The organism is Xanthomonas sp. JAI131, assembly GCF_013410075.1.
Lineage (GTDB): Bacteria > Pseudomonadota > Gammaproteobacteria > Xanthomonadales > Xanthomonadaceae > Xanthomonas_A > Xanthomonas_A bonasiae.
Genome location: NZ_JACCCN010000002.1, coordinates 803707 through 825523, shown reverse-complemented (window position 1 = coordinate 825523; position 21817 = coordinate 803707). Strand labels below are relative to the sequence as shown.

General features: G+C 69.3%; 19 protein-coding genes. 7 read left to right on the top strand and 12 right to left on the bottom strand.

Annotation, left to right across the window (positions count from 1 at the left end; genetic code table 11):
- Positions 1 to 102: 102 nt before the first annotated feature.
- The 5 genes from HDC36_RS10245 to HDC36_RS10225 all read right to left on the bottom strand — a co-directional run bounded on the left by HDC36_RS10245 (position 103) and on the right by HDC36_RS10225 (position 8979).
- Positions 103 to 1173 (bottom strand): phosphatidylinositol-specific phospholipase C1-like protein, encoded by a 1071-nt coding sequence (locus HDC36_RS10245; RefSeq protein ID WP_343204343.1) that lies wholly within the window; start codon positions 1171 to 1173, stop codon positions 103 to 105.
- Positions 1174 to 1530: 357 nt separating this feature from the next.
- A complete protein-coding gene (locus tag HDC36_RS10240) occupies positions 1531 to 4248 on the bottom strand; it encodes a TonB-dependent receptor (protein ID WP_179566876.1) in 2718 nt (905 codons plus the stop codon).
- A 111-nt stretch (positions 4249 to 4359) separates the two neighbouring features.
- Complete coding sequence (locus tag HDC36_RS10235; protein WP_255432729.1) at positions 4360 to 5430, bottom strand: phosphatidylinositol-specific phospholipase C1-like protein; 1071 nt, start codon at positions 5428 to 5430, stop codon at positions 4360 to 4362.
- 263 nt (positions 5431 to 5693) lie between these two features.
- Entirely contained in the window at positions 5694 to 6758 is a 1065-nt protein-coding gene (locus HDC36_RS10230) for a glycerophosphodiester phosphodiesterase family protein (protein ID WP_255432675.1), read from the bottom strand.
- Between the two features lie 274 nt (positions 6759 to 7032).
- Entirely contained in the window at positions 7033 to 8979 is a 1947-nt protein-coding gene (locus HDC36_RS10225; RefSeq protein ID WP_179566870.1) for an acetyl-CoA hydrolase/transferase C-terminal domain-containing protein, read from the bottom strand.
- A 110-nt stretch (positions 8980 to 9089) separates the two neighbouring features.
- Between HDC36_RS10225 and HDC36_RS10220 the strand changes: the two genes are divergently transcribed.
- The 3 genes from HDC36_RS10220 to HDC36_RS10210 are packed head-to-tail and all read left to right on the top strand — an operon-like array spanning position 9090 to position 11570.
- Entirely contained in the window at positions 9090 to 9458 is a 369-nt protein-coding gene (locus HDC36_RS10220; RefSeq protein ID WP_179566868.1) for a BlaI/MecI/CopY family transcriptional regulator, read from the top strand.
- 16 nt (positions 9459 to 9474) lie between these two features.
- Positions 9475 to 10983: a TonB family protein gene (locus HDC36_RS10215; RefSeq protein WP_255432674.1), complete on the top strand. Its 1509-nt coding sequence runs from the start codon at positions 9475 to 9477 to the stop codon at positions 10981 to 10983.
- Between the two features lie 2 nt (positions 10984 to 10985).
- Positions 10986 to 11570, top strand: a complete 585-nt coding sequence (locus HDC36_RS10210; RefSeq protein ID WP_179567992.1) for a hypothetical protein — start codon at positions 10986 to 10988, stop codon at positions 11568 to 11570.
- Positions 11571 to 11767: 197 nt separating this feature from the next.
- Here HDC36_RS10210 and HDC36_RS10205 read toward each other — a convergent pair whose 3' ends face one another.
- From HDC36_RS10205 to HDC36_RS10175, 7 genes are all read right to left on the bottom strand, one after another.
- Positions 11768 to 12325 (bottom strand): flavin reductase family protein, encoded by a 558-nt coding sequence (locus tag HDC36_RS10205; protein WP_179566864.1) that lies wholly within the window; start codon positions 12323 to 12325, stop codon positions 11768 to 11770.
- A gap of 68 nt (positions 12326 to 12393) precedes the next feature.
- Positions 12394 to 13011 carry an ATP-binding cassette domain-containing protein gene (locus tag HDC36_RS10200; RefSeq protein WP_179566862.1) on the bottom strand — a complete coding sequence of 206 codons (618 nt, stop codon included), beginning with the start codon at positions 13009 to 13011 and terminating at the stop codon, positions 12394 to 12396.
- A gap of 85 nt (positions 13012 to 13096) precedes the next feature.
- Positions 13097 to 13792, bottom strand: a complete 696-nt coding sequence (modB, locus tag HDC36_RS10195) for a molybdate ABC transporter permease subunit (RefSeq protein ID WP_179566855.1) — start codon at positions 13790 to 13792, stop codon at positions 13097 to 13099.
- Between the two features lie 10 nt (positions 13793 to 13802).
- Positions 13803 to 14579 (bottom strand): molybdate ABC transporter substrate-binding protein, encoded by a 777-nt coding sequence (gene modA, locus HDC36_RS10190; protein WP_179566853.1) that lies wholly within the window; start codon positions 14577 to 14579, stop codon positions 13803 to 13805.
- Between the two features lie 117 nt (positions 14580 to 14696).
- A complete protein-coding gene (locus HDC36_RS10185; protein ID WP_179566851.1) occupies positions 14697 to 15530 on the bottom strand; it encodes an MBL fold metallo-hydrolase in 834 nt (277 codons plus the stop codon).
- Positions 15527 to 15877, bottom strand: a complete 351-nt coding sequence (locus tag HDC36_RS10180; protein ID WP_179566849.1) for a metalloregulator ArsR/SmtB family transcription factor — start codon at positions 15875 to 15877, stop codon at positions 15527 to 15529. Before HDC36_RS10180 ends, HDC36_RS10185 begins: the two co-directional genes overlap by 4 nt.
- 5 nt (positions 15878 to 15882) lie before the next feature.
- Positions 15883 to 16245 (bottom strand): rhodanese-like domain-containing protein, encoded by a 363-nt coding sequence (locus HDC36_RS10175; protein WP_179566847.1) that lies wholly within the window; start codon positions 16243 to 16245, stop codon positions 15883 to 15885.
- A 137-nt stretch (positions 16246 to 16382) separates the two neighbouring features.
- On the opposite strand from HDC36_RS10175, the gene HDC36_RS10170 reads away from it, so the two are divergent.
- The 4 genes from HDC36_RS10170 to trxC all read left to right on the top strand — a co-directional run bounded on the left by HDC36_RS10170 (position 16383) and on the right by trxC (position 21698).
- Positions 16383 to 17465, top strand: a complete 1083-nt coding sequence (locus HDC36_RS10170) for an efflux RND transporter periplasmic adaptor subunit (RefSeq protein ID WP_179566845.1) — start codon at positions 16383 to 16385, stop codon at positions 17463 to 17465.
- A 1-nt stretch (position 17466) separates the two neighbouring features.
- Complete coding sequence (locus HDC36_RS10165; RefSeq protein WP_255432673.1) at positions 17467 to 20685, top strand: efflux RND transporter permease subunit; 3219 nt, start codon at positions 17467 to 17469, stop codon at positions 20683 to 20685.
- A gap of 99 nt (positions 20686 to 20784) precedes the next feature.
- Positions 20785 to 21264, top strand: coding sequence for an OsmC family protein (locus HDC36_RS10160; RefSeq protein WP_179566841.1), 480 nt, complete (start codon positions 20785 to 20787; stop codon positions 21262 to 21264).
- Entirely contained in the window at positions 21261 to 21698 is a 438-nt protein-coding gene (gene trxC / locus HDC36_RS10155; protein ID WP_179566839.1) for a thioredoxin TrxC, read from the top strand. The genes HDC36_RS10160 and trxC overlap by 4 nt, the downstream gene beginning before the upstream one ends.
- Positions 21699 to 21817: the final 119 nt, after the last annotated feature.

The following is a 21817-nucleotide window of genomic DNA, read 5'->3' as shown; positions in this document are numbered from 1 at the left end:
TGGCCCCGGCGATGCGGGCGCAGGCGATTGCATCGCCCATGCGTTCCATTGCGACAGGTGTGTGGAGGTGGTGCGGTACGAAACGGGGCGAGCGGCGTCGATTCAATGCGTCAGATCGACGCCGGCGCAGCGTGCGTTCGGGAGTTGCGGATTGCAGCGGGCGGCCGCGTCGCCATCGAAACGCACCACGTAGCCGGAAGCGGCCGCTTCGTGAGTGGGGAAATCGGTGCTGAGCAGCTGTGCGCCGCTGGCGAGCATGCCGTCGCGGCGCGTGGTGTCGTTGCGCGCCGGTTCTTTCAGGTCCGCATCGGTGCGCGTGCGCACCAGATATCCGGCTTTCACCAGGCGCGCGATCTCTTCCGCGCTGCCGTCGTTGCGTTCGGTGAAGGCGGCGTCGGCTTCGCCCGCAACGGCATTGGTGAAGCACACCCGGCCGCGCAGCGAAGGGTGGCCAGGCAGATAGCTGTTGCCGGCCGAACGTTGGTCGAGCAGGAACACGACCTTGCCGCGCGTCTCGGCCAAGGCTGGCCAGCCACGGGCGAGGATGGCGGCATTGAGCGTGGGCGCATCGCCACGCACCTGGTCCGGGCTCAGATACTCGCCGGGCGCGAACACCGAGCGCAGCTCCGCATCCAGCGCATCCATCGCGGCGCCATCGAACGGTTCGGGCTGCACGGTGGGAAAGCCGAGCTGCAGCGGCGATTGCTTGGTTTCGAGCAGGATGAAGATCGGAAGATGCCCCGGGTGTCGCCTGGACCAGGCGCGCACGTCCTGCAGGCAGGCGACCAGCGGCTGGCAGGTGCTGCGCTGGTCCAGGTCCTGCACATGCATGACCTTGATTCCAGGCTTCTCCATCACGCCGGCGGGAGCGATGGCCGGGGCTGGCGGCAGTCCAGCCTTGGCGATCTGTTCCACGATCGCCGGGTGCGCATAGCGGCCACCCTTGGCATCGGCATAGAGATCCAGTTCGATCTGCCTGACGCCATCGTCGAGCTGTTGCGCCAATGGCGGATGGCGGTAGTCCAGCATCGCGAACGATGCCGGGTCCATCCGCTTCCAGAACGTGGCTTCACTGGGCGCGAAACCGGCGTGGTAGCTATTGTGGCTGCCGATGTACTGCAGTTCGTTGAGCTTGGGTGCGGCGTGCAGCGCGAGCGGGACGATCGTCAACAGACCGAGCAGGATGCCTTCGATACGTTTGCGAGATTGGGAACTCGCGGCTGGCGGTGCGGTGAAACAGACCGATTCCAGCGCCTGCAGTACGGATGAAAAGGGGCGCATGCGGCAAAGCCGGAAAACAAGACCCCACTATCATCGGCCGCCAGCTTGACGCGCATCTTTCCATCTTGTTGCCACACGGCGTCATGCATTGCGACAGTTCGCCATGCGTAAGGCCGCTGCCGCAGTTGCGATGGCGCCGCTCGATCGGCGCGCGTGCCATCCGTGGCAAGCGATCGCCGCAAGATCCGCCTCGCGCGTGCTGTGTGCTGCGCGACAACGCGAGCGCGTTGCAGCGCCTGCACGCCTCGCTCAGTAGGTATAGCCCAGCGTCAGCATGTACACCCGCCCGGTCTCGACGTAGGCGCCGTCGGCGCCGGGATCGTAGGCCAGGTAACGCTTGGACTTGCCCTGGGTTTCGTAGAACGTGGCTTCGTCGAGCAGGTTCTTGACCGACACGCCGACGTCGATACCGTGCGGCAGGTGGTAGGTGGCGTTCAAGTCCAGCGACTTCACCGGCTGCAGGTAGTAGTTGAGGCGGTCGCTGGTCAGGCCGAGCAGCTGCAGGCCGGTGTAGTTGTAGCTCAGGTCGGCGCGCAGTTGCGCGTCGTCGTAGAACAGGCCCAGGTTGTAGATGCGCTCCGGTGCGCGCGGCAACCAGGTGTTCTCCGGCTGGTCGGCGCGCTTGCTGTCGGCCGAGCTGTGCTGCAGGGTCAGGTTGGCGGTGGCGCCGAAATTGCCCCAGATGCCGGGCAGATCCTGCAGGCGTTTGCTGGCCGCCAATTCCACGCCGTAGAGCTTGGCGGTGCCGCCGTTCTGCGGCATGGTCACCGGTACGCCGTTTTCCAGTGTGGTGCCGGTAGGGACCAGGCCGCCGAGGGTGTTGTCGTTGCTGGTGGACGATTGCGAGGTGTAGACGAAGCCGGTGATGCGCTTGTAGTAGGTTGAGGCGCTGAGCACGCCGCCGTGCGCGTCGTAGAACTCCGCGGACAGATCGGCGTTGTCGGCCTTGCTCGGGTTCAGATCCGGATTGGGTTTGGAAATGCCCAGCAGCTTGCCGCTGGTGTCATCGATCGAGTACACCGTCTCGCCGGAAATCAGGCCAAAGGCCGGACGGCTGAAACTGCGCCGCAGCGAGGCGCGATAGACGGTGAGATCGTCCGGGCGATAGTTGAGGCTGATCCCCGGCAGCACTTCGCCATAGGTGCGGCCGGTGCCGACGAAGCGGCCGGTGGCATCGTCGCCGTTGGATTGCCAGGAATCGGCCGAGTAGCGGGTCAGTTCGTAGCGTACGCCAGGCAGCACGGTCACCTCGCCAAGGTGCAGCGTGGCCATCGCGTAGCCGGAATAGGTCGCTTCGGTACTGGAGGTGGTGTTGGCGTTGTAGTCGTTGGCGGTGTAGACGCCTGCGCCGTTGGGATCGTCGACGTACTTGTAGGGCAAGGCCTGCGCCAGCACCCAGTTGCGGTCCACGATCTTGAGCGGACCGGCGAACCTGCCGTCGAAGCCGCCGTTGACGATCTTGCCGGGCAACGCGGCCAGGGTGGGGCCGCCGGCCGCATAGAACGGATAGTCGGGGCCGCCGAAGTAGGGGCCGCCGTAGACGAAGTTGTTGTCGTTGTGGAAGAACGCGTGATCGTAGGCGCCGCGCTCGGAATGGTCGGCGGACAGCCCGACCTTGACGCTCTCCAGCACGCTGTCGTCCACGCGGTAGGCGATGTCGACATGCGCGTTGGCGCGGTTGTCGTGGCTGCCGGCGTCGTGGCCCTGCACTTTCCAGAAGTGTGGCGTGTCCAGATCGTAGAAATAGCGTTTCAGCGCGTCGGAGCTGGGCGCCAGGTTCGGATAGGTCGGGTCGCTGAGGTCGAACGCGTAGTTGCCGGCGGTCAGCGCATACATGCTCGCTTCGACGTAGTCCGGACGGTTGCGGGTGCCGCGGCCGAACGAGGTGCCGTAGTCGAACTGCAGCTTGTCGAGCGTGGTCTTGCCGCCGAGTTGCAGCGTCGCCAGCTTTTCCTGGATGTCGCGCGTGTTGAAGTATTCGCCGCGTACCGCGATCGGCGCGCCGCCGCTGCTCGCCGATGCGGCGCCGGCCTGATCCTGTTGTCCGGTGACGTTGTAGGCGCCATAGATCGCGCGGGCGTACAGCGTGCTGTGCTCGCCCTGCCAATCGAGCGCGAGGTTGCCGCCGTAGCGTTCGATCTGGTTGGTATAGAGGCTGTACTTGTATTGCGTGTCGACCAGCGGGCCGACATCGCGCAGGTCGGTGGCATCGGCCTGCGCCGGATCGACCGGGGTGTAGGGGGTGTTGGGCGAGGTGGCCTGCGCCAGGGTGTTCGACTTGCCGTAGTAACCGGAGAGGTAGAGGCCGAACGCCTGGTGCTCGCCGAATTTCCAGGCCAGTTCCTGCTGCAGCGTGCCGCCCTTGTCCTTCGTGCCCAGGTCCGAGGCCAGTGCGCTCAGCTTGCCCTGGGCGGTGGTCTTGGCATAGAAATCGCGGTCGAAGTCGAACGCGCTGGGCGTGCGCATGTCGATGGCGCCACCGATCGCATCGCCGGGCATGTCGGGAGTCGGCGCCTTGGACACCTGCACCGACTGGATGCCGAACGGGGCCAGCATGTTCAACGAAATCGCGCGGGTCGAGGAGTCGGTTTCGGGCATGCCGAAGCCGTTGAGGGTGTAGGCGTTGTAGCTGGCGTCCATGCCACGGATGCTGACGTAGGCATTCTCGCCGGTGGCGGCCTGGCCCAGGTGCATGTCGCTGTAGGCCGACAGTCCCGGCATGTGCGCGAGCACGTCGGCGATGCCGGCCGACGGAATGGCGTCGATCTGCTCCTTGTCCATCACGCTGTTGACGCTGTCGGACAGGCGCTGTTCGTTGATCGACCCCGGCGCCGGGGTCTGGTCCGCTTCCACATTAACCGACGCCAGGGTCTTAGGATTCTGGTCCGGGGTATCCGCAAATGCCGGCGCGGACAGCGCCAGTACGATGGAGCAGGCCAAGCGGCTGATCGTGTGGGTGCGCTGCATGTCGGTGGCTCGGGTGGGAGTCTGGGGAGATCGGTCGGACCCGATCGCGCGCACGCGTCCAGCGGCGATCGCCATCGCGATCACGCGTGCGTTGCGCAACGGCCGCTGCGGTTAGTGCGTCAGGTCGTAGCCGGCGCAGTGCGCCGCCGGGAATTGCGGATTGCAGCGCGCCGCCGCGTCGCCGGCGAAGCGCAGCACATAGCCGGAGGCGGCCGGTTCGTGATCCGGATAGTCGGTACTGAGCAGTTGCGCGCCGCTGGCCAGCATGCTGTCGCGGCGTGTGGTGTCGCCGCGCGCCGGCTCCTTCAGGTCCGCATCGGTGCGCGTACGCACCAGATATCCCGCCTTCACCAGGCGTGCGATCTCTTCCGCGCTGCCGTCGTTGCGCTCGGTGAAGGCCGCATCGGCTTCGCCCGGAATGGCATTGGTGAAGCACACGCGGCCGCGCAGCGAAGGATGGCCGGGCAGGTAATGCCGGCCCACCGAATGCTGGTCGAGCAGGAACACGATCTTGCCGCGCGCTTCGGACAGGGACGGCCAGCCGTGCGCAAGAATTGCGGCGTTGAGCGTCGGCGCCGTGCCGCGCACTTGGTCCGGACTCAGATACTCGTCGGGCCGGAAGACCGAGCGGATTTCCGCATCCAGCGCATCCATCGCGGCGGCATCGAAAGGTTCGGGCTGCACGGTCGGGAACGCCAACTGCAACGACGACTCCTCGGTTTCCAGCAGCACGAACACCGGCAGATGGCCCGGATGCTGTGTGGACCATGCGCGCACTTCCTGCAGGCAGGCGACCAGCGGCTGGCAGGTGCTGCGTTGGTCCAGGTCCTGCACGTGCATGACCTTGAATCCCGGCGTTTCCATCACCCCGGGCGCGGCGATGGCCGGCGCCGGCGGCAGGCCGGCCTCGGCGATCTGCCCGACGATCGCCGGGTGCGCATAGCGGCCACCCTTGGCATCGGCATAGATGTCCAGTTCGATCTGCCTGACGCCGTCGTCGAGTTGCTGCGTCAGCGGCGGATGGCGGTAATCCAGCGTCGCGAACATGGCCGGATCCGTGCGTTTCCAGAGTTCGGCTTCGCTGGGCGCGAAGCCGGCGTGGTAGCTGTTGTGGCTGCCGATGTATTGCAGCTCGTTGAGCCGCGGTGCGGCGTGCAACGCGAGCGGCGCGAGCGCCAACAGGCCAAGCAGTGCACGTTTGATACGTTCGATACGTTTGGCCCGGGCGCCACGCGCCGCAGAGCGACAGGCCCTATCCGGCGTCGGATGGGCGGATGAACGGAGGTGCATGCGGCTAGACCGAAGAACAGGATGTGATGATCATCCCGATGCAGCTTGACGCAATGCTTTCCGTCTTGTTGCCGCGCCGCGTCACACGTTGCCATGTTCACCCTCTGCATGGCCCGCTGCGCCGCGCTGGCGCAACGGGCGGGATGCGTTGTCGGCTAGCGCGAGGCGCCAGGCGGCAGAGGAGCGTTCACGGCGGCATCCTTGCCGAACGCCTGCAGCATCACGTCCGGGCGATTGGTGGTGATGTAGTCCACGCCCAGGTTGTACAGCAGGCGTGCGGTGTCGGCATCGTCCACGGTCCACGCGCCGAGTCGCAGATGGTCGTGGCGTGCCTGGGCCAGGTCGGCGGCGGTGATGTCGGCATAGTTGATGTCCCAGATGGTTCCGCCTTCGTCGCGGACCGCCTCGCCGACCGAGCGTCCGCCCAGTCCGTCCAGGCCGCTCATCTGCTGCATCACGCTGTGCGCGTCCTTGTTGGTCAGCGCACGCGCGTCGTCGCGGGCGAGCGCGCGCTTGACGTCCTGGGTCAGGAACACCAGCCGGATCGCCGGGTCGAGACGATGGATCGCGCGCAGCACGTTCCAGTCGAAGCACAGCACATAGGTGCGCTGCTTGAAGTCGTTCTTGTTCAGCGCCTGGACCACCCTGCGGGCCAGCACCTCGGGGCCGGCGCTCAAGCCGGGAACGATCGGCAAGGATTTTATTTCCAGGAACAACTGGGTCGTGTCGTCGTGGCCGCGGATCAGCGCGATCAGCTGATCGAGCGTGGGCACGCGCTCGCCGTCGACCGCCACCAGCGCGGAATGCTCCCTGGCGTAGGCCGACCCCGGGCGTGCGCGGCCGATGTCGTAGCGTTCGATCTGCGCATAGGTCATGGCCGACAGCGGGGTCTTGGGTGCATTCCATTGGCCGTCGCCGTCGCGTGCGACATCCGGATTCAGGAAGAAATCGTGGTTGATGACCCACACGCCGTCCTGGGTCAGGTGCACGTCGGTCTCCAGCGCGTCCGCGCCCAGTTCCAGCGCTTCGCGAAACGAGGACAAGGTGTTTTCGGGACGAATCCCCGCCGCGCCGCGATGGCCTACGATGGCCGGGCGTCCGGGGCGGTCGTAGCTGCCGCTGTAGGAATCGGGACCATTGGCTTGCGTGCCGGCGAAGGCGGGTAGGCAGTTGCACGACAACAGGGAAAGCAACACAGCGAGCGATCGGAATCCGCGCATGAACGAGGTGCCTTTGGTCTTTGGGGGAGATGGGCGAAGTGCCGCCCCCGTCCGGCATCCGGTCGCCATCCGGCACGCCAGCGAACGCGCAACGAAACGTTGCGCAGCGCGACCGGCATGCCGATGGAGCGGCCGTCGTGGTGGACGGGCGTTGGTTGCCGCGTCCTGCGGGCGAGGCCACCCTACGCAGCGGATGTGGCGATGCGGTGACCTCGGCGATGGCCGAGGTGTGCGGCAGTGGTGCCGGCTTCGCCGCCTCGCGGCGGCGCGATGTTCAGTGCGGCCTGGTCTGCTGCAAGGCGTAGGCCAGCAGGCGCGCCTCCATGCGCTCGCCGATGCCGCGCGGCGCATCCAGCGCCATGCGTTGCAGGCTGGCCGGATCGCCGGGGTCGCGCGACAGCAGCGCGCGCGCCACGGTGGCCAGCTTCGTGCCGGTGCTGGCGGTGTTGCGCTTGAGCCAGGTGAGCGCGCGCAGCAGGCGCTGTTCGACCTCGGTGAAGTCGCTGCCCAGCGGATAGTCGGGCAGGGTGCCGTCGGCGCGGAACGGGGCCAGCGCGGCGCCCACGCGTTCGGCGCGGTTGCGCTGCCAGTGCGGTCGCGCGAGGACGTCGGCGCACAGCTTGCCGGCCTGTTTGGCCTCGGCCAGCAGCGCAGGCTGGAACGCCGCATCGGCGATGCCGATCATGCCGACGATGCAGTCTTCGTCGGTCAGGCCGCGCAGGTCGGCGATGCCGTACTCGTTGAGATAGATGTCGCGCAGGTGGCGCGGAATCGTGGTGTGGCCATAGTTCCAGCGCACGTTGGAGTGCAGCGCGGGCGCCTCGCCGCGGACGGCGCGGAACATCAGCACGCTGCGCGCGTCGTCCAGCGCGTGCGCCATCGCCACGAAGTTGTATTGGCCGCCGACGCCGGACACCACGCGGCCGTCGTCCAGCGCGTCGGAGACTGCCGCGCCCAGCACGGTGGCCATCATGCACGAGTTGAAGAAGCGCGCCTCGCGCCGCTGCAGGCGGCGCAGGCGCTCGTCGCCGTACAGTTGGTTGATCGCACTGATCCGGTGCATGCCGATGCCGGCGCGCGCCTCCGGCGCCATCTCGCGCAGCCAGGCATAGAACTCGGGCGAGCCGAGGTAGAACGCGCCCTGCAGGTATTCGCCGTCGCGCTGCAGCCGCGCCTGGTCGTCGGCATCGGCGCTGCCGTCGGCCACGCGCTGCATCAGCGCGGCGTCGTCGAGCACCTTGCGCTTGATCACCCCGCACTGGACCAGCTGGCGGAAGCCTTCGTTGAGCATCTCGCTGCAGCCGAACAGGCCGATCGAGAACGGTGCGAGCCCGCCGCATTCCTGGACCGCGGGGTGCGTTGCCAGTTCCGGATCCAGCGCCGCAAGCACCTGCCGGTAGCGCGCATTGTCGGTGTGCCGCAATACCAGCGCGTGACACAGCGCATCGGCCAGGGTGCCGATGCCGATCTGCAGCGTGCCGCCGTCGCGCACCAGCGCGCTCGCATACAGGCCGATGGCATAGTCGGCGTCGGCCACCGGCTGCCGCGGCAGTCCGAACAGGCGCGGATACGGACCCGGCGGGTTCACCACCACGTCGAAGAACGACGGCTCCACCGCCGCGCTGCCGCCGATCCACGGCAGCTGCGGATCCACCTCGGCGACCAGCAGCGGCCGCGGCAGGCCGCGCCGGCGCACTGCGTCCAGCGTGTCCTGGGTGATGTCGTTGTTGCAGGAGAACGACAGGCGGGTGCCGTCGGGGTCGCGCGCCACCTTCTGCACGATCAGGTTGGGCGCGCGCTGCGCCACCGCATCGGCCGCATGGGTGTAGTTGAGGCTGGTGTAGTTGCGCTGCGCCTGCGTCGAGCGCAGCAGCGCGCCGGACTGCATGTAGAACTCTTCCACCTGGATATGCGCCGGCAGCGCATCGCGCTGCAGGGCCTGCACGTACTTGAGCTGCGGGAAGTCGTCGCCGAAATGGCGCTGCACGAACGGGCGCAGGAAGCGGCCTTCCAGTCCGCCGCCGGGCGCCGGCGGGTTCAGCGACAGCGCGGTGTAGAGCTGCATCGGCCGCTGCGGATCGGCGGCGACCCGGTCGTACAGCGCGTTGAGCAGGCGGTGCGGCTTGCCGATGCCCAGCGGCGCGCCGATGCGCAGTGGGCCGGGGATGCGCTGCAGGATCAGCTCGGCAGCGGCGTCGAGGTCTTCGAGGGAGTCGGTCATCGGCATAGCTTAGGCGAGCGCCGCGATCGCGAGCTTCCGCGGTTGGCGAAAGCGCTTGACAATGGTTTCGATTACTCATGTAATCGGTAAAAATTACAGGCGTAAACGACATGTCGATCAGCGATGCCGAAGCCGTGGTGATGGAGGTGCTGTGGGACCGCAGCCCGCTCGGTGCGGAGGAGGTGTTCGCGGCCCTGTCCGGGCATGGCGGTTGGGCCGAACCCACCGTCAAGACCTTGCTCAATCGGCTGCTCAACAAGGGCGCGATCCGCGCCGAAAAACAAGGCCGCCGTTATCTGTATTCGCCGCTGCTGCAACGCGAGCAGTGGGTGCAGCAACAGAGCGAAGGCCTGCTCGAACGCCTGTTCGGCGGCCGTGTGGCGCCGCTGGTGGCCCATTTCAGCGAACGCGGCAAGCTCAGCGACGCCGATATCGCCGAACTCAAACGACTGATCCAGGAGCTGGACGATGAGCGTTGATACCTTCGTAGCGGGAATGTGGGCCACGGCGCTGTCGGGCAGCGCGGCGATCCTGTTGGTGTTGGCGCTGCGTGCGCCATTGCGGCGCGCGTTCGGTGCCGGCGTCGCCTACGCGGCATGGGGGATGGTGCCGTTGGCCATGCTCGCCGTGTTGCTGCCTGGCGATGTGCGTCCGGCGCTGCCGACGGCGTTGGCGATGCCGCAGGTTTGGGTGAGTGCGCCGCAGGGAGCGGCGGAAACCGCGGGTGCGCTGCCGATCGCAGGCAACTGGGTCGCGTTGTGGGTGGTTGCGCTGTGGTCGCTGGGCGCAACGACGATGGCGGTCGTTCTGTGGCTGCAGCAGCGGCGTTACCGGCGCAGCCTGGGGCGGCTGTCGCCCGGCGCCGATGGGGTCCTGTACGCGCAGCACGCCCAGCACGGTCCGCTGGTGCTCGGCGCCTGGCGCCCGCGGGTGGTGCTGCCGATGGATTTCGCGCAGCGCTATCCGTCTGCGCAGGCGCAACTGGTGCTGGCCCACGAGCGCATGCATATCGCCCGCGGCGACACCCGCCACAACCTGTTGCTGGCCGCCTTGCGCTGTGCGTACTGGTTCAACCCCTTGCTGCACTGGGCCGCGGCGCGGTTCCGCTTCGACCAGGAGCTGGCCTGCGATGCGGCGGTACTGGTGCGGCACCCGGCCTCGCGGCGCAGCTACGCCGAGGCGATGTTGCAGACCCAGCTGGATGCGATCGCGTTGCCGGTCGGCTGCCACTGGCAGGCGGGGCATACCTTGCGGCAGCGGATCGGGATGCTGCAGCGGCCGGCCGTGAGCGGCTGGCGGCGGCGTGCGGGCATCGCCGTGGTGGCGATGGCGACACTGTGCGGCGGTGGCGCGGCATGGGCGTTGCAACCGCTGCCGGCGTCCGCGTTGGCAGGAAGCGGCAGTGCGCCCGCGCTGGCGGATGCGCAAGCACCGGATGCGGGCGCGCGGGCGGGGACCGCTTCCGCGGTAGGCACGGCGCCGGCCAACGCTGAAACGCGCTCGCCAATGCTGCTCGCGTCGGCAGCCGAGGCTGCGACCACATCCGCCAAGCATGCGGCCACACCGGCCAAACCGCTGGCCATGCCGCCACCGGCCTATCCGCGCGACGCCCTGGACGAGGGCGCCTCGGGAAAACTGTCGCTGTTGGTGAGCGTGGATGCCGCCGGCGCCGTCAGCGATGTGCAGTTGCTTGGTCGTGGCACCGGCAACGCCGCGCTGGATCAGGCGGCGATTGCCGCCGCCAGGCAGTGGCGCTTCGTTCCGGCGCAGAAGCAGGGACGGCCGGTCGCGTCGCGGCTGCAGATACCGGTCAACTTCGAATCCGGAAGGGAGCCTGTGGATGCGCCATCTGGGGTCCCCAATGCATCGGACTACCGCTGGTATCTGGTGGATACGGAAGCGGATGATGCGCCTGAGCAAACCTGCGACGTTGTCTCTGTCGTCGAGCAAAGGCCGACCCGGCGCGTGTATTGCGGCATGTCCATCAAGACGGCCAAGCGATGAGCCTGCACAGGATCTGCCTGGCCAGCGCGTGCCTGTGCCTGGCCAGCTGCGCCAGCCAGCCGCAGCGCGAGCAGACCCAGCGGCTGGATTCCGTGGACCAGCGTCTGCTGGCGCCACGCGGCGATGGTGCCCCGGGTGGGGCCATCACCGCCTACACGATGCAGCCGCAGCAGGTGTTCCGCATGCCGCAACCACTGGACGCGCCGACGCCGCAACTGCCGGCCGATTCGCCACGGCGCACGCTGGCGCCGACCACGGTGTGCGTGCGCGTGATCCTGTCCGCGCAAGGCGCGGTGCAGCGCAGCGAGCCCTTGCGCGACCGCGAGGAATGCCGTGCCGGCGCGCTGGCGGACAACGCCGATCTGCTGCAGGCGGTACAGCAGGAGGTCGCGCGCTGGCGCTTCGTGCCCGCGGCGATCTGCACCTATGCCGATCCGGCGCAGCGGCCGGCGATGGAGGGACGCTGCGACGATGCCGTGTCGGTGGAAGAGGTGCCGGTGACGCTGGCCTACGCGTTCACCTTCGAGGTGCGCGAGGGCAAGGCCAGCGTGCAGGCAGGGCGCGTGGGCGGTCGCGGTGGGCGTTGAGTGCGTGAGCAGATGCCGAACCGTGACAGGAAGGTCTTGCTCGCATGGTTGCGGGTCGCTGAAGTGATTCGGTCGGTGTCTGACCATCGATTGCGATACGCGTTGCCGGTAGAGCCTGTCGCGGCTGAAGCCGCTCCTACAAGGGCAGCGTCTTGAGAGAGATGCCCCATGTGGGCGGCGGCAGGATCGCCGCCGCGCTACAGCATCTCCGGCTTGAACAGGCGCCGCCGCGAGACTTCCGCGCCGGACAGCATGAACTTGCCGTCGCCGCGGTAGTGCAGGGTCCTGGGCAGTTTCGGCGACGTGGCGACATGCGCCTTGACCACTTCCCAGACGAACAGGTTGTGCCTGGCGATCTGGCGGCCGTCGTGCAGGCGGCACTCGAAGCTGGCATAGCACTCGGCGATCGACGGCGCATCGACGTGCGTGCCGGCCACCGCGGTCAGGCCGAAGTGCGCGAACTTGTCGAGCTGCGCGCCGCTGCTGTTGCCGATGCCGACCACGGTGTCGAGCAGGTCCGCGGTCGGCAGGTTGATCGTGCATTGCTTGCTGCGCCGGACCAGTTCGAAGCTGTGGTTGGCGCTGGAGATGCAGCACGCGATCAGCGACGGCGAAAACTCCAGCACCATGTGCCAGCCCATGGTCATGATGTCGCGCTGCCCTTTCCACGCCGAGCCGACCAGCACCACCGGGCCGGGTTCCAGGAACCGGCGCACCTGGTCGAGCGGGAAATCGTGCTTGCGGTAGCGGCGCATGGCGGCGGCCTGGCTTCGTTGCGATGGCGCACAGTCTGGCCATCGGCGGTGAACGCGGCGTCGGCGCGCTACTCCAGCCGATGGATCGCGTCGGCGATGCGTTCCACTTCCTCGGCCTGGTGGCTGACGTACAGCATCGGCAGGCGCACCTCGTCGCGCACGCGCTGCAGGTACGGAATCAGTTCGCCGCGGCGTTGCGCGTCCAGCGCCGACAGCGGTTCGTCGAACAGCAGGATCGCCGGCTGCGACAGCAGCGCGCGGCCGATCGCCACGCGCTGCGCCTCGCCGCCGGACAGATTGCCCGGGCGCCGCGCCAGCAGCGGCGCGATGCCGAGCAGTTCCACCACCGCCTCGAAGCCGAAGCGCTCGGCCTGGCCGCGGCCGTGGCGGCCGTAGCCGAGGTTGCGGCGGACGTCCATGTGCGGGAACAGCCGCGCGTCCTGGAACACGTAGCCGATGCGGCGGCGGTGGGTGGGCACGTCGATGCCGGCGGCGCTGTCGTAGAGCACGCGGTCGTCGATGACGATGCGTCCGCTGCGCGGCCGCAGCACGCCGGCGATGGCGTTGAGCATGCTGGTCTTGCCGGCGCCGGACGGGCCGACCAGCGCGACCACCCGCGCCGTCTCCTCGACCCGCAAGCGGCGCTGAAAGCGGCCGCGCTGCACTTCGATATCGATGCTCAGCATTGGCGCACGCTCGCATCGTGTGGCGAATGCGGCGCGGCGCGGACACCCCACGCTGGCCGACCGCCTGCAGCGGCGCTGCGCCGGCTCACGCGTCCGCCTCCGGCCCGCGCTGGCGCCGCACCAGCCATTCGGACAGCAGCAGCGCCGCCAGCGAGATCGCCAGGGCCACCGCCGCCAGCCGCCAGATGCCCGATTCGCCGCCGGGCACCTGCAGCAGGCCGTAGATCGCCGACGACAGGGTCTGGGTTTCCCCGGGAATGTTCGACACGAAGGTGATGGTGGCGCCGAATTCGCCCAGCGCCTTGGCGAAGGCGAGCGCGGTGCCGGCGACCAGCCCCGGCCAGGCCAGCGGCAGGGTGATGCTGAAGAACACCCGCCATGGCCCGGCGCCGAGCGTGGCCGCGGCGGCCTCGAGGCGGCGGTCGGTGGATTCCAGCGCCAGGCGGATCGCGCGCACCATCAGCGGGAATCCCATGACTGCGCTGGCCAGTGCCGCGCCGGTCCAGCGGAATGCGAACTGCACGCCCAGGTGGTCCAGCAGCCACGCGCCGACCGGTCCCTGCGTGCCGAGCACGATCAGCAGTACATAGCCGGTGACCACCGGCGGCATCACCAGCGGCAGATGCAGCAACGCATCCAGCAGCGCCTTGCCAGGGAAGCGGCGCCGCGCCAGCAGCCAGCCGCAGGCCACGCCGAACGGCAGGCTGCCCAAGGCCGCGACCAGTGCGACCTTGACGCTGAGCGCGATCGCGGTGAGCTCTTGCGGCGTGAATGCAAACAACGGCAATGGCTCAGCGCGCGAGCGAGAAACCGCGGCGCTGGAAGATCGCCTGCGCCGGCGCGGTCCCCAGCCAGCGCACGAAGTCGGCCGCGGCGGGATTCTTGCCAGCGCGCAATGCCGCCACCGGATACACGATCGGCGCATGGCTGTCGGCCGGGAACACCGCCACCACCCGCACCTTCGGTTCGGCCTTGGCGTCGGAGCCGTAGACGATGCCCAGCGGGGCCTCGCCGCGCGCGACCAGCATCAGCGCGCTGCGCACGCTTTCCGATTCGGCCAGGCGCGTCTGCACGCCGTCCCACTGGCCGAGTTTCTGCAGCGCGGCGCGCGCGTACTTGCCGGCCGGCACGCTGCTGGTCTGGCCGACCGCGAGGCGGCCCTGCGCACCGAGCGCGGCGGCGAGCGTGCCGGGTCTGCGCAGATCGACCTTGGCGGCGCTCGCCACCGGCGCGACCAGCACCAGCGTGTTGCCGAGCAGGTTGCGGCGCTGCGCCGGATCCACCAACCGGCGCTGCTGCAGATAGTCCATCCACTCTAGGTCGGCGGAGAAGAACACGTCCGCCGGCGCGCCCTGTTCCACCTGCCGCGCCAGCGCCGAGCTGGCCGCGTACGACACCTGCACCGGCGTGCCGCTGGACTGCTGGTAGGCGGCCGCGGCCTCGTCCAGCGATTCCTTCAGGCTGGCGGCGGCGAACACGGTCAGCGGCGCCTGTGCCCAGGCCGGCGGCACGGCCAGGGCGACGACGAGCGAGAGCAGGCACAGCAGGCGGAGTAGCGAACGGGACATGGAGGCGCTCCGGGAATCAGGGGGACGGGCGGCGATCGGCTTGGCCTGGCGCGCACGGCGCGCAGGCCGTCGCCAGCGCAATGCGATCGTGCGGGGCATGCCCGCATCCTACCGCCTTCACTGCGGCGCGGCGTGCAGGTCGTCGGTGCGGCCGGCCTGGATGTTGGCGCGTACCGACGGCTGCATCAGCCGCGGCGGCGCCAAGGTCGCGTCGCGCGCGCGCCGCAACGCGACGAACTCGGCTTCGCCGATGCCGTCGCGCACATGGATGTTGTCGCGGCGCTGCGCGCCGATGCTGGTTTCGCAGGCGACCGCGCGGCCGCCTGCGCCGTAGTCGTGGCAGACGAACACGCGGGTGGCGGCCGGCAGTGCGTAGAGCGCTTGGATCGAGCGGAACAGTGTGGCCGCATCGCCGCCGGGGAAATCGCAGCGTGCCGTGCCGCTGTCGGGCATGAACAGCGAATCGCCCGGAAACAAGGCGTCGCCGATCAGGTAGGCGATGCTGTCGTCGGTATGTCCGGGCACCGCGATCACCTGCGCCTGCAGCGCACCGATCGCGAAACGCTCGCCGTCGGCGAACAGGTGGTCGAAGCCGCAGCGCCCGTCGCCAGCGTCCTCGGCCAGGCCGAATTGCGGCGCGAAGCGCGCGCGCACCGCGCGGATGCCGGCGCCGATCGCCAGCGTCGCCTGCGGCCAGCGCCGCTTGAACCACTGCGCCGCGGAGACGTGGTCGGCATGGGCGTGGGTTTCCAGGATCCAGCGCAGTTGCAGGCCGCGCGCGGACAGCAGCTCGGCCAGGCCCTGCACCGGCGCGTCGCGCAGCGTGGCGGTGTCCGCATCGAAGTCCAGCACCGGATCGATCACCGCGGCGTCGTGGCCGTCTTCGACCAGATAGCTCCAGGTGCCGGAACCGGCGTGGTGGAAGGGGTGGACGTGGGGAACCTGGCTCATGGGCCTGCCTTGGCGGGAGAGGAAGGGCCGGCGCTGCAATAGATGCCGTGCAAGGTATCGAGGATGCGCTGCGCCGGGCCGGGGACCAGCGAATAATAGATGGTCTGCCCGTCGCGGCGGGTCTGCACCAGGCCGTCCTCGCGCAGCACCGCCAGGTGCTGCGACAGCGCCGATTGGCTCAGGTCCAGGCGCGTGTTGAGTTCGCCCACCGAGTGTTCGTGGTCCACCAGCAGGCACAGCAACAGCAGCCGCTTCTCGTTGCCGAGCGCCTTCAGCAGGCGCGCGGCCTCGCCGGCATGCGCGCGCATCGCCGCAGGATCCATCGCGGGTTGCAGACGGCGGGCCATTGGACTCAGAAGGCGACCGGCAGGCCGGCCGCGGTCCAGCCGAGGAAGCCGCCGTTCAACGAGCGCACCGCGCTGTAGCCGAGGTGCTGCAGGCTCAGCGCGGCCAGCGTGGAGCGGCCGCCGCTGGCGCAGTACAGCAGGATCGGCTGGTCGCGCCGGGCCAGCGCCGGGTCGGTGTCGAGACGGAATTCGAGGATGCCGCGCGGAATGTTGATCGCGTTGGGCAGGTGGCCGACGGCGAACTCGCCGGGTTCGCGCACGTCGATGATCCATTCGCCGGGCAGCGGCGTGGCGGCGGCGTCGGTATCGACCTCGTGGATCTGCGGGCGTGCCTTGTCGACCAGGGCTTGTGCGGAGGAATGGGGCATTGGGGGGCTCCGGTGGATGAACGATGCTCATAATATCAGTTGACTCTAATATAAGAAAATTCTAATTTATCTCGCAGCCAGCGACGGTTCGCTGGCACCGACCGGGTTCCGTCGAACCCTCGTCCTGGAGCCGCCGCGTGAAGCCGTTTGCCCTCTCGATCGCGCTGGCCGCGAGCCTGTCGCTGGCGGCGTGCCGCCACGAATCCGCCTCGGCGGTGCCGCCGCCGCTGCCCGCGCTGCAGACCGACCCGGTGGCGTTCGCCGATCCCGCCGCGCGCGCCTGGGACGGCGTGGTCGCCGCGGTGGAGCATGCCGACCTGTCGGCGCAGACCGACGGGCGGGTGCTCGAAGTGCGCGTGGACGTCAACGATCGCGTCGCCGCCGGCCAGGTGCTGCTGCGGCTCAGCGCGGTGGAGCAGCGCGCCAGCGTGGACAGCGCACAGGCGCAGTTGCGTTCGGCCGCGGCCAGCGCCGACGAGGCCGAGGCCAGCTACCGCCGCTATGCCGCGCTGGCCGGCGCGCAGTACGTGTCGCGTGCGCAACTGGACCAGGCCCGGGCCACCCGCGATGCCGCGGTCGCGGCGCGCCAGTCCGCCGCTGCGCAACTGGCGCAGGCGCGGCAGCCGGCCGACTACACGGTGATCCGCGCGCCGTTCGCCGGCGTGGTCAGCGCGCGCCAGGTGCAGCCGGGCGAAGCGGTGGCGACCGGCCAGGCGCTGCTGTCGCTGTACGCGCCTGGCGCGCAGCGCATCGACGTGCAGGTGCCGCAGTCCGACGCCGCGGCGATCCGCGCCGCGCCGCGCGCGCAGGTGCGGCTGGACGATGGCCGCGCGCTGACGGTGCCGCAGGTGGTGGTGTTCCCCACCGCCGATCCGAACAGCCACAGCGTGACGGTGCGCGTGCCGTTGCCCGCGCTGGCGCCGGCACCGGCGCCGGGGACGACCGCCAAGGTCGCGTTCGCGGTCCCCGACGCTGGCGCCGACGCGGCCACGGCCACGCTGTGGATGCCGCGCGCGGCGTTGCTGCAGCGTGGCGAACTCAGCGCGGCCTATGTGCTCGCCGCCGGCACGCTGAGCCTGCGCCAGCTACGCGTGGGCCGGCAGGATGCGCAGCGGGTCGAGGTACTGGCTGGATTGCAGGCCGGCGAGCGCGTGGCGCGCGATCCGGTCGCCGCCGGACAGGCGCTGGCCGCGCAGCGGCGCGCGTTGGCGGAGCGCTGAGATGGCGGCGCGACTGGGCGTGTCCGGGCGTCTGGCAGCGGCATTCCAGGCCAATCCGCTGACCCCGTTGCTGGCGCTGCTGGGCCTGCTGCTGGGCCTGGTCGCGGTGGCGATCACCCCGCGCGAGGAAGAGCCGCAGATCGACGTGACCATGGCCACCGTGTCGGTGGCCTTCGCCGGCGCCGATGCGCGCGAAGTGGAGCAATTGCTGAGCACGCCGCTGGAGCAGAAGCTGGCCGAGATCGAAGGAGTCAAGCACGTGACCTCGGTCAGCCGCCCGCGGCAGGCGCTGCTGACCGTCGAGTTCCAGGTCGGGGTGCCGCGCCAGGCGGCGCTGGTGCGGCTGTACAACCAGGTCTATTCGAACCTGGATGCCTTGCCGCAGGGCATGGGCGTGGGCACGCCGCTGATCAAGCCCAAGGGCATCGACGACGTGCCGGTGATGGCGGTGACGTTGTGGAGCGACGATCCGCAGCGCAGCGCGGTGGACCTGGGCGAGGTCGCGCACACCCTGGAAAGCGAACTCAAGCGCATCCCCGGCACGCGCGACATCTACAGCATCGGCGCGCCGCAACGGGTGCTGACGCTGACCCTGGATCCGGCGCGGCTGGCCGCCTATGGCCTGACCGTGTCCGACCTGAGCCAGTCGTTGCAGGCGGCCAATGCGGTGCGCCAGCTCGGCGAGCGCATCGGCGGCGGTCGCGCGGTCCCGGTCGCCGCCGGCACCTTCCTTGCCGATGCCGACACGGTGGCGGGGCTGGTGATCGGCGTGCACGACGGCCAGCCGCTGCATCTGCGCGACGTGGCGCAGGTGCGCGCCGGCGCCGACCTGCCGAGCAGCTATGTCTGGTACGGCGCACCGGCGGGCCGCGGCGGTCCGGCGCAGGGCCGTGCGCCGGCGGTGACCCTCGCCATCGCCAAGCAGCCCGGCAGCGATGCCGCCGCGATCACCCGCGCCGTCGCCGCGCGCCTGCAGCAGCTGCGCGGCGAGACGATCCCGCAAGGCGTGCACGCCGAGGTGACCCGCGACTACGGCGCCAGCGCCGACGCCAAGGCGGCCAAGCTGATCCACAAGCTGGTGTTCGCGACCGGCTCGGTGGTGCTGCTGGTGCTGTTCGCGCTGGGCTGGCGCGAGGCCGTCGTGGTCGGCAGCGCGGTGGTGCTGACCCTGGCGCTGACCCTGTTCGCGTCGTGGGCGATGGGTTTCACCCTCAACCGGGTGTCGCTGTTCGCGCTGATCTTCTCGATCGGCATCCTGGTCGACGACGCCATCGTGGTGGTGGAGAACATCCACCGGCACATGCGCGCCGGCGGCAAGACCCTGCGCGAGGCGATCCCGCCGGCGGTGGACGAGGTCGGCGGGCCGACCATCCTCGCCACCTTCACCGTGATCGCGGCGCTGATGCCGATGGCCTTCGTCAGCGGGCTGATGGGGCCGTACATGCGGCCGATCCCGATCAACGCCTCGGTCGGCATGCTGCTGTCGCTGGCGATCGCGCTGATCGTGACCCCGTGGTTGTCGCTGAAGCTGCTGGCGCGGCATGTGCCGGCGCCAGCCGCTGCCGACGGCGCCACGCCATCCGCATCGCCGCGCCTGCAGCGCTTCTTCTCGAGACTGTTGCACCCCTTTCTCGCCCCCGAGCGCGGCGCGCGGCGGCGCGGCTGGCTGTTCGCCGGCATCGCCGCGCTGCTGGTGCTGGCGGTGTCGCTGGTCGGGTTGCAATGGGTGGTGATGAAGATGCTGCCGTTCGACGACAAGTCCGAATTGCAGATCGTGGTCGATCTGCCCGAAGGCAGCACCCTGCAGGACACCGATGCGCTGCTGGTCGAACTGTCCGGCGTGCTCGACCGCACCCTGGACGTGCACGACTACCAGGGCTATGCCGGTACCTCGGCGCCGGTCAATTTCAACGGCCTGGTGCGCCAGTACTACCTGCGCAGCGGCAACAACGTCGGCGACCTGCAGGTGAACCTGGTCGACAAGCAACTGCGCACGCGGCAAAGCCACGCCATTGCGCGCGCACTGCGTCCGGCATTGGCGGCGATCGCGCGCCGCCACGGCGCGGCGCTGAAGGTGGTGGAGGTGCCGCCGGGCCCGCCGGTGCTGGCGTCGCTGGTGGCCGAGGTGTACGGCCCGGACTACGCGCGCAGCCGCCAGCTGGCGCTGGCATTGGAGCGGCGCTTCTTGCGCACGCCGAACGTGGTCGATGTGGATACCAGCGTGGAAAGCGCGGCGACGCGCGAGGCGCTCGTGGTCGATCGGGTGCGCGCGGCGCGGCTGGGCGTGACCCAGTCGGCGATCGCCGATGCGCTGGCGGCGTCGGTGCAGGGCGTGGACGCGACCTGGCTGCACGATGGCGCTTCCAAGTACCCGCAACCGGTGCGGCTGCGCCTGGCCGCGGCCGCGCAGGCCGGCGTCGCGCGCATGCTGGCGCTGCATGTGCGCGGCGGCGACGGCCAGCTGGTGCCGTTGTCGGAACTGGTCGCAGTGCAGCGGCTGCCGTGGGACAGTGCGATCTGGCACAAGGATCTGCGGCCGGTGGTGTACGTCACCGGCGACGAGGCCGGGCGCCTGGACAGCCCGCTGTACGGCATGTTCGACCTGGTCGGGCAGCTGCGCCGACAGCGCGTCGGCGGGCAGGCAGTGGCGCAGTCCTTCATCGCGCAACCGCTCGACAGCGGCGACTTTGCGGTCAAGTGGGATGGCGAGTGGCAGATCACCTACGAGACCTTCCGCGACATGGGCATCGCCTACGCGGTCGGCCTGCTGCTGATCTATCTGCTGGTGGTGGCGCAGTTCCGCAGCTATCTGGTGCCGCTGGTGATCATGGCGCCGATTCCGCTGACGGTGATCGGGGTGCTGCCGGGGCACGCATTGCTCGGCGCGCAGTTCACCGCCACCAGCATGATCGGCATGATCGCGCTGGCCGGCATCATCGTGCGCAACTCGATCCTGCTGGTGGATTTCATCCGCCAGGCCTTGGCGCAGGGCCGCAGCGCCGAGCAGGCGGTGGTGGAGGCCTGCGCGGTGCGCGCGCCGCCGATCGTGCTGACCGGGCTGGCGGCGATGCTGGGCGCCTTCTTCATCCTCGACGATCCGATCTTCAACGGCCTGGCGGTGGCGCTGATCTTCGGCATCCTGATCAGTACCGCGCTGACCCTGCTGGTGATCCCGCTGCTGTACTACCCGTTGGCGCGCCGCGCTGCCAAGCCGGCGTGAGCGAGATGCGCATGCGCGTCCACGCGGTCTTTCCGGCGCCGGCGTAGAGTCGGCATTCCCCCTGTCTGCGTCACTGGAGACCTGCATGAGGAGTTCTGCATGAGCATCGGCGATCCGATCCGCGTCACCCTCGAACAGGAGGCGGATTTCGCGTTCCGCATCCAGTTCGACGAAACCGATCTGGCGCCGTGGCTGGGCGACGAGACCGCGCCGCTGGGCCACGAGCGCGGGCCCAACCCTTCGCGCATCCTGTTGGCCAGCATCGCCAACTGCCTGGCGGCGAGCCTGCTGTTCGCGCTGCGCAAGTTCAAGAACGATCCGGTCGGGGTGGTCGCGCACATCACCGCCACGCCGATGCGCAACGCGGAAGGGTTCTGGCGCATTCCGCAGGCATCGGTGGAACTGCAACTGCCCGATGGCAACCAGGACTACGCGCAGCTGCAGCGCATCCTCGACCAGTTCGAGCAGTTCTGCGTGGTCACCCAGAGCGTGCGCCAGGGCATCGACGTGCAGGTCACGGTCAAGGACGCGCACGGCAATGTGTTGCTCGGCGACAAGAGCATCGAGGCCGGCGCGTGAGCGATCCGCTGCACATCGCCTGCCCGCACTGCCAGGCGCTGAACCAGGTGCCGGGCGAACGCCTGGCGGCGGCACCGCAATGCGGGCGTTGCCATCGTGCGCTGTTCGTCGGCGCGCCGGTGGCGTTGACCGCGGACACCTTCGCCGCCCATGCCGAGCGCAGCGATATTCCGCTGCTGGTGGACTTCTGGGCGCCGTGGTGCGGCCCGTGCCGGACCATGGCACCGCAGTTCGAGGCCGCCGCCGCACACCTGGAACCGCGCATGCGCCTGGGCAAGCTGGACACCGAGGCGCAGCCGGCGCTGGCGGGGCGCTTCGGCATCCGCAGCATTCCGACCCTGGCCTTGCTGCGGCATGGCCGCGAGTTGGCGCGGCACAGCGGTGCGATCGGTGTTGCCGAGATCGTGCGCTGGGCGCAAGGGCATGCCGGCTAGGTCCGGCCCCGCGCAATCCCGCAGCATTCCTGTATTCCTGTATTCCTGTAGGAGCGGCTTCAGCCGCGACAGGCTCTATCGGGAAGGCCTGTCGCGGCTGAAGCCGCTCCTACAAAAAG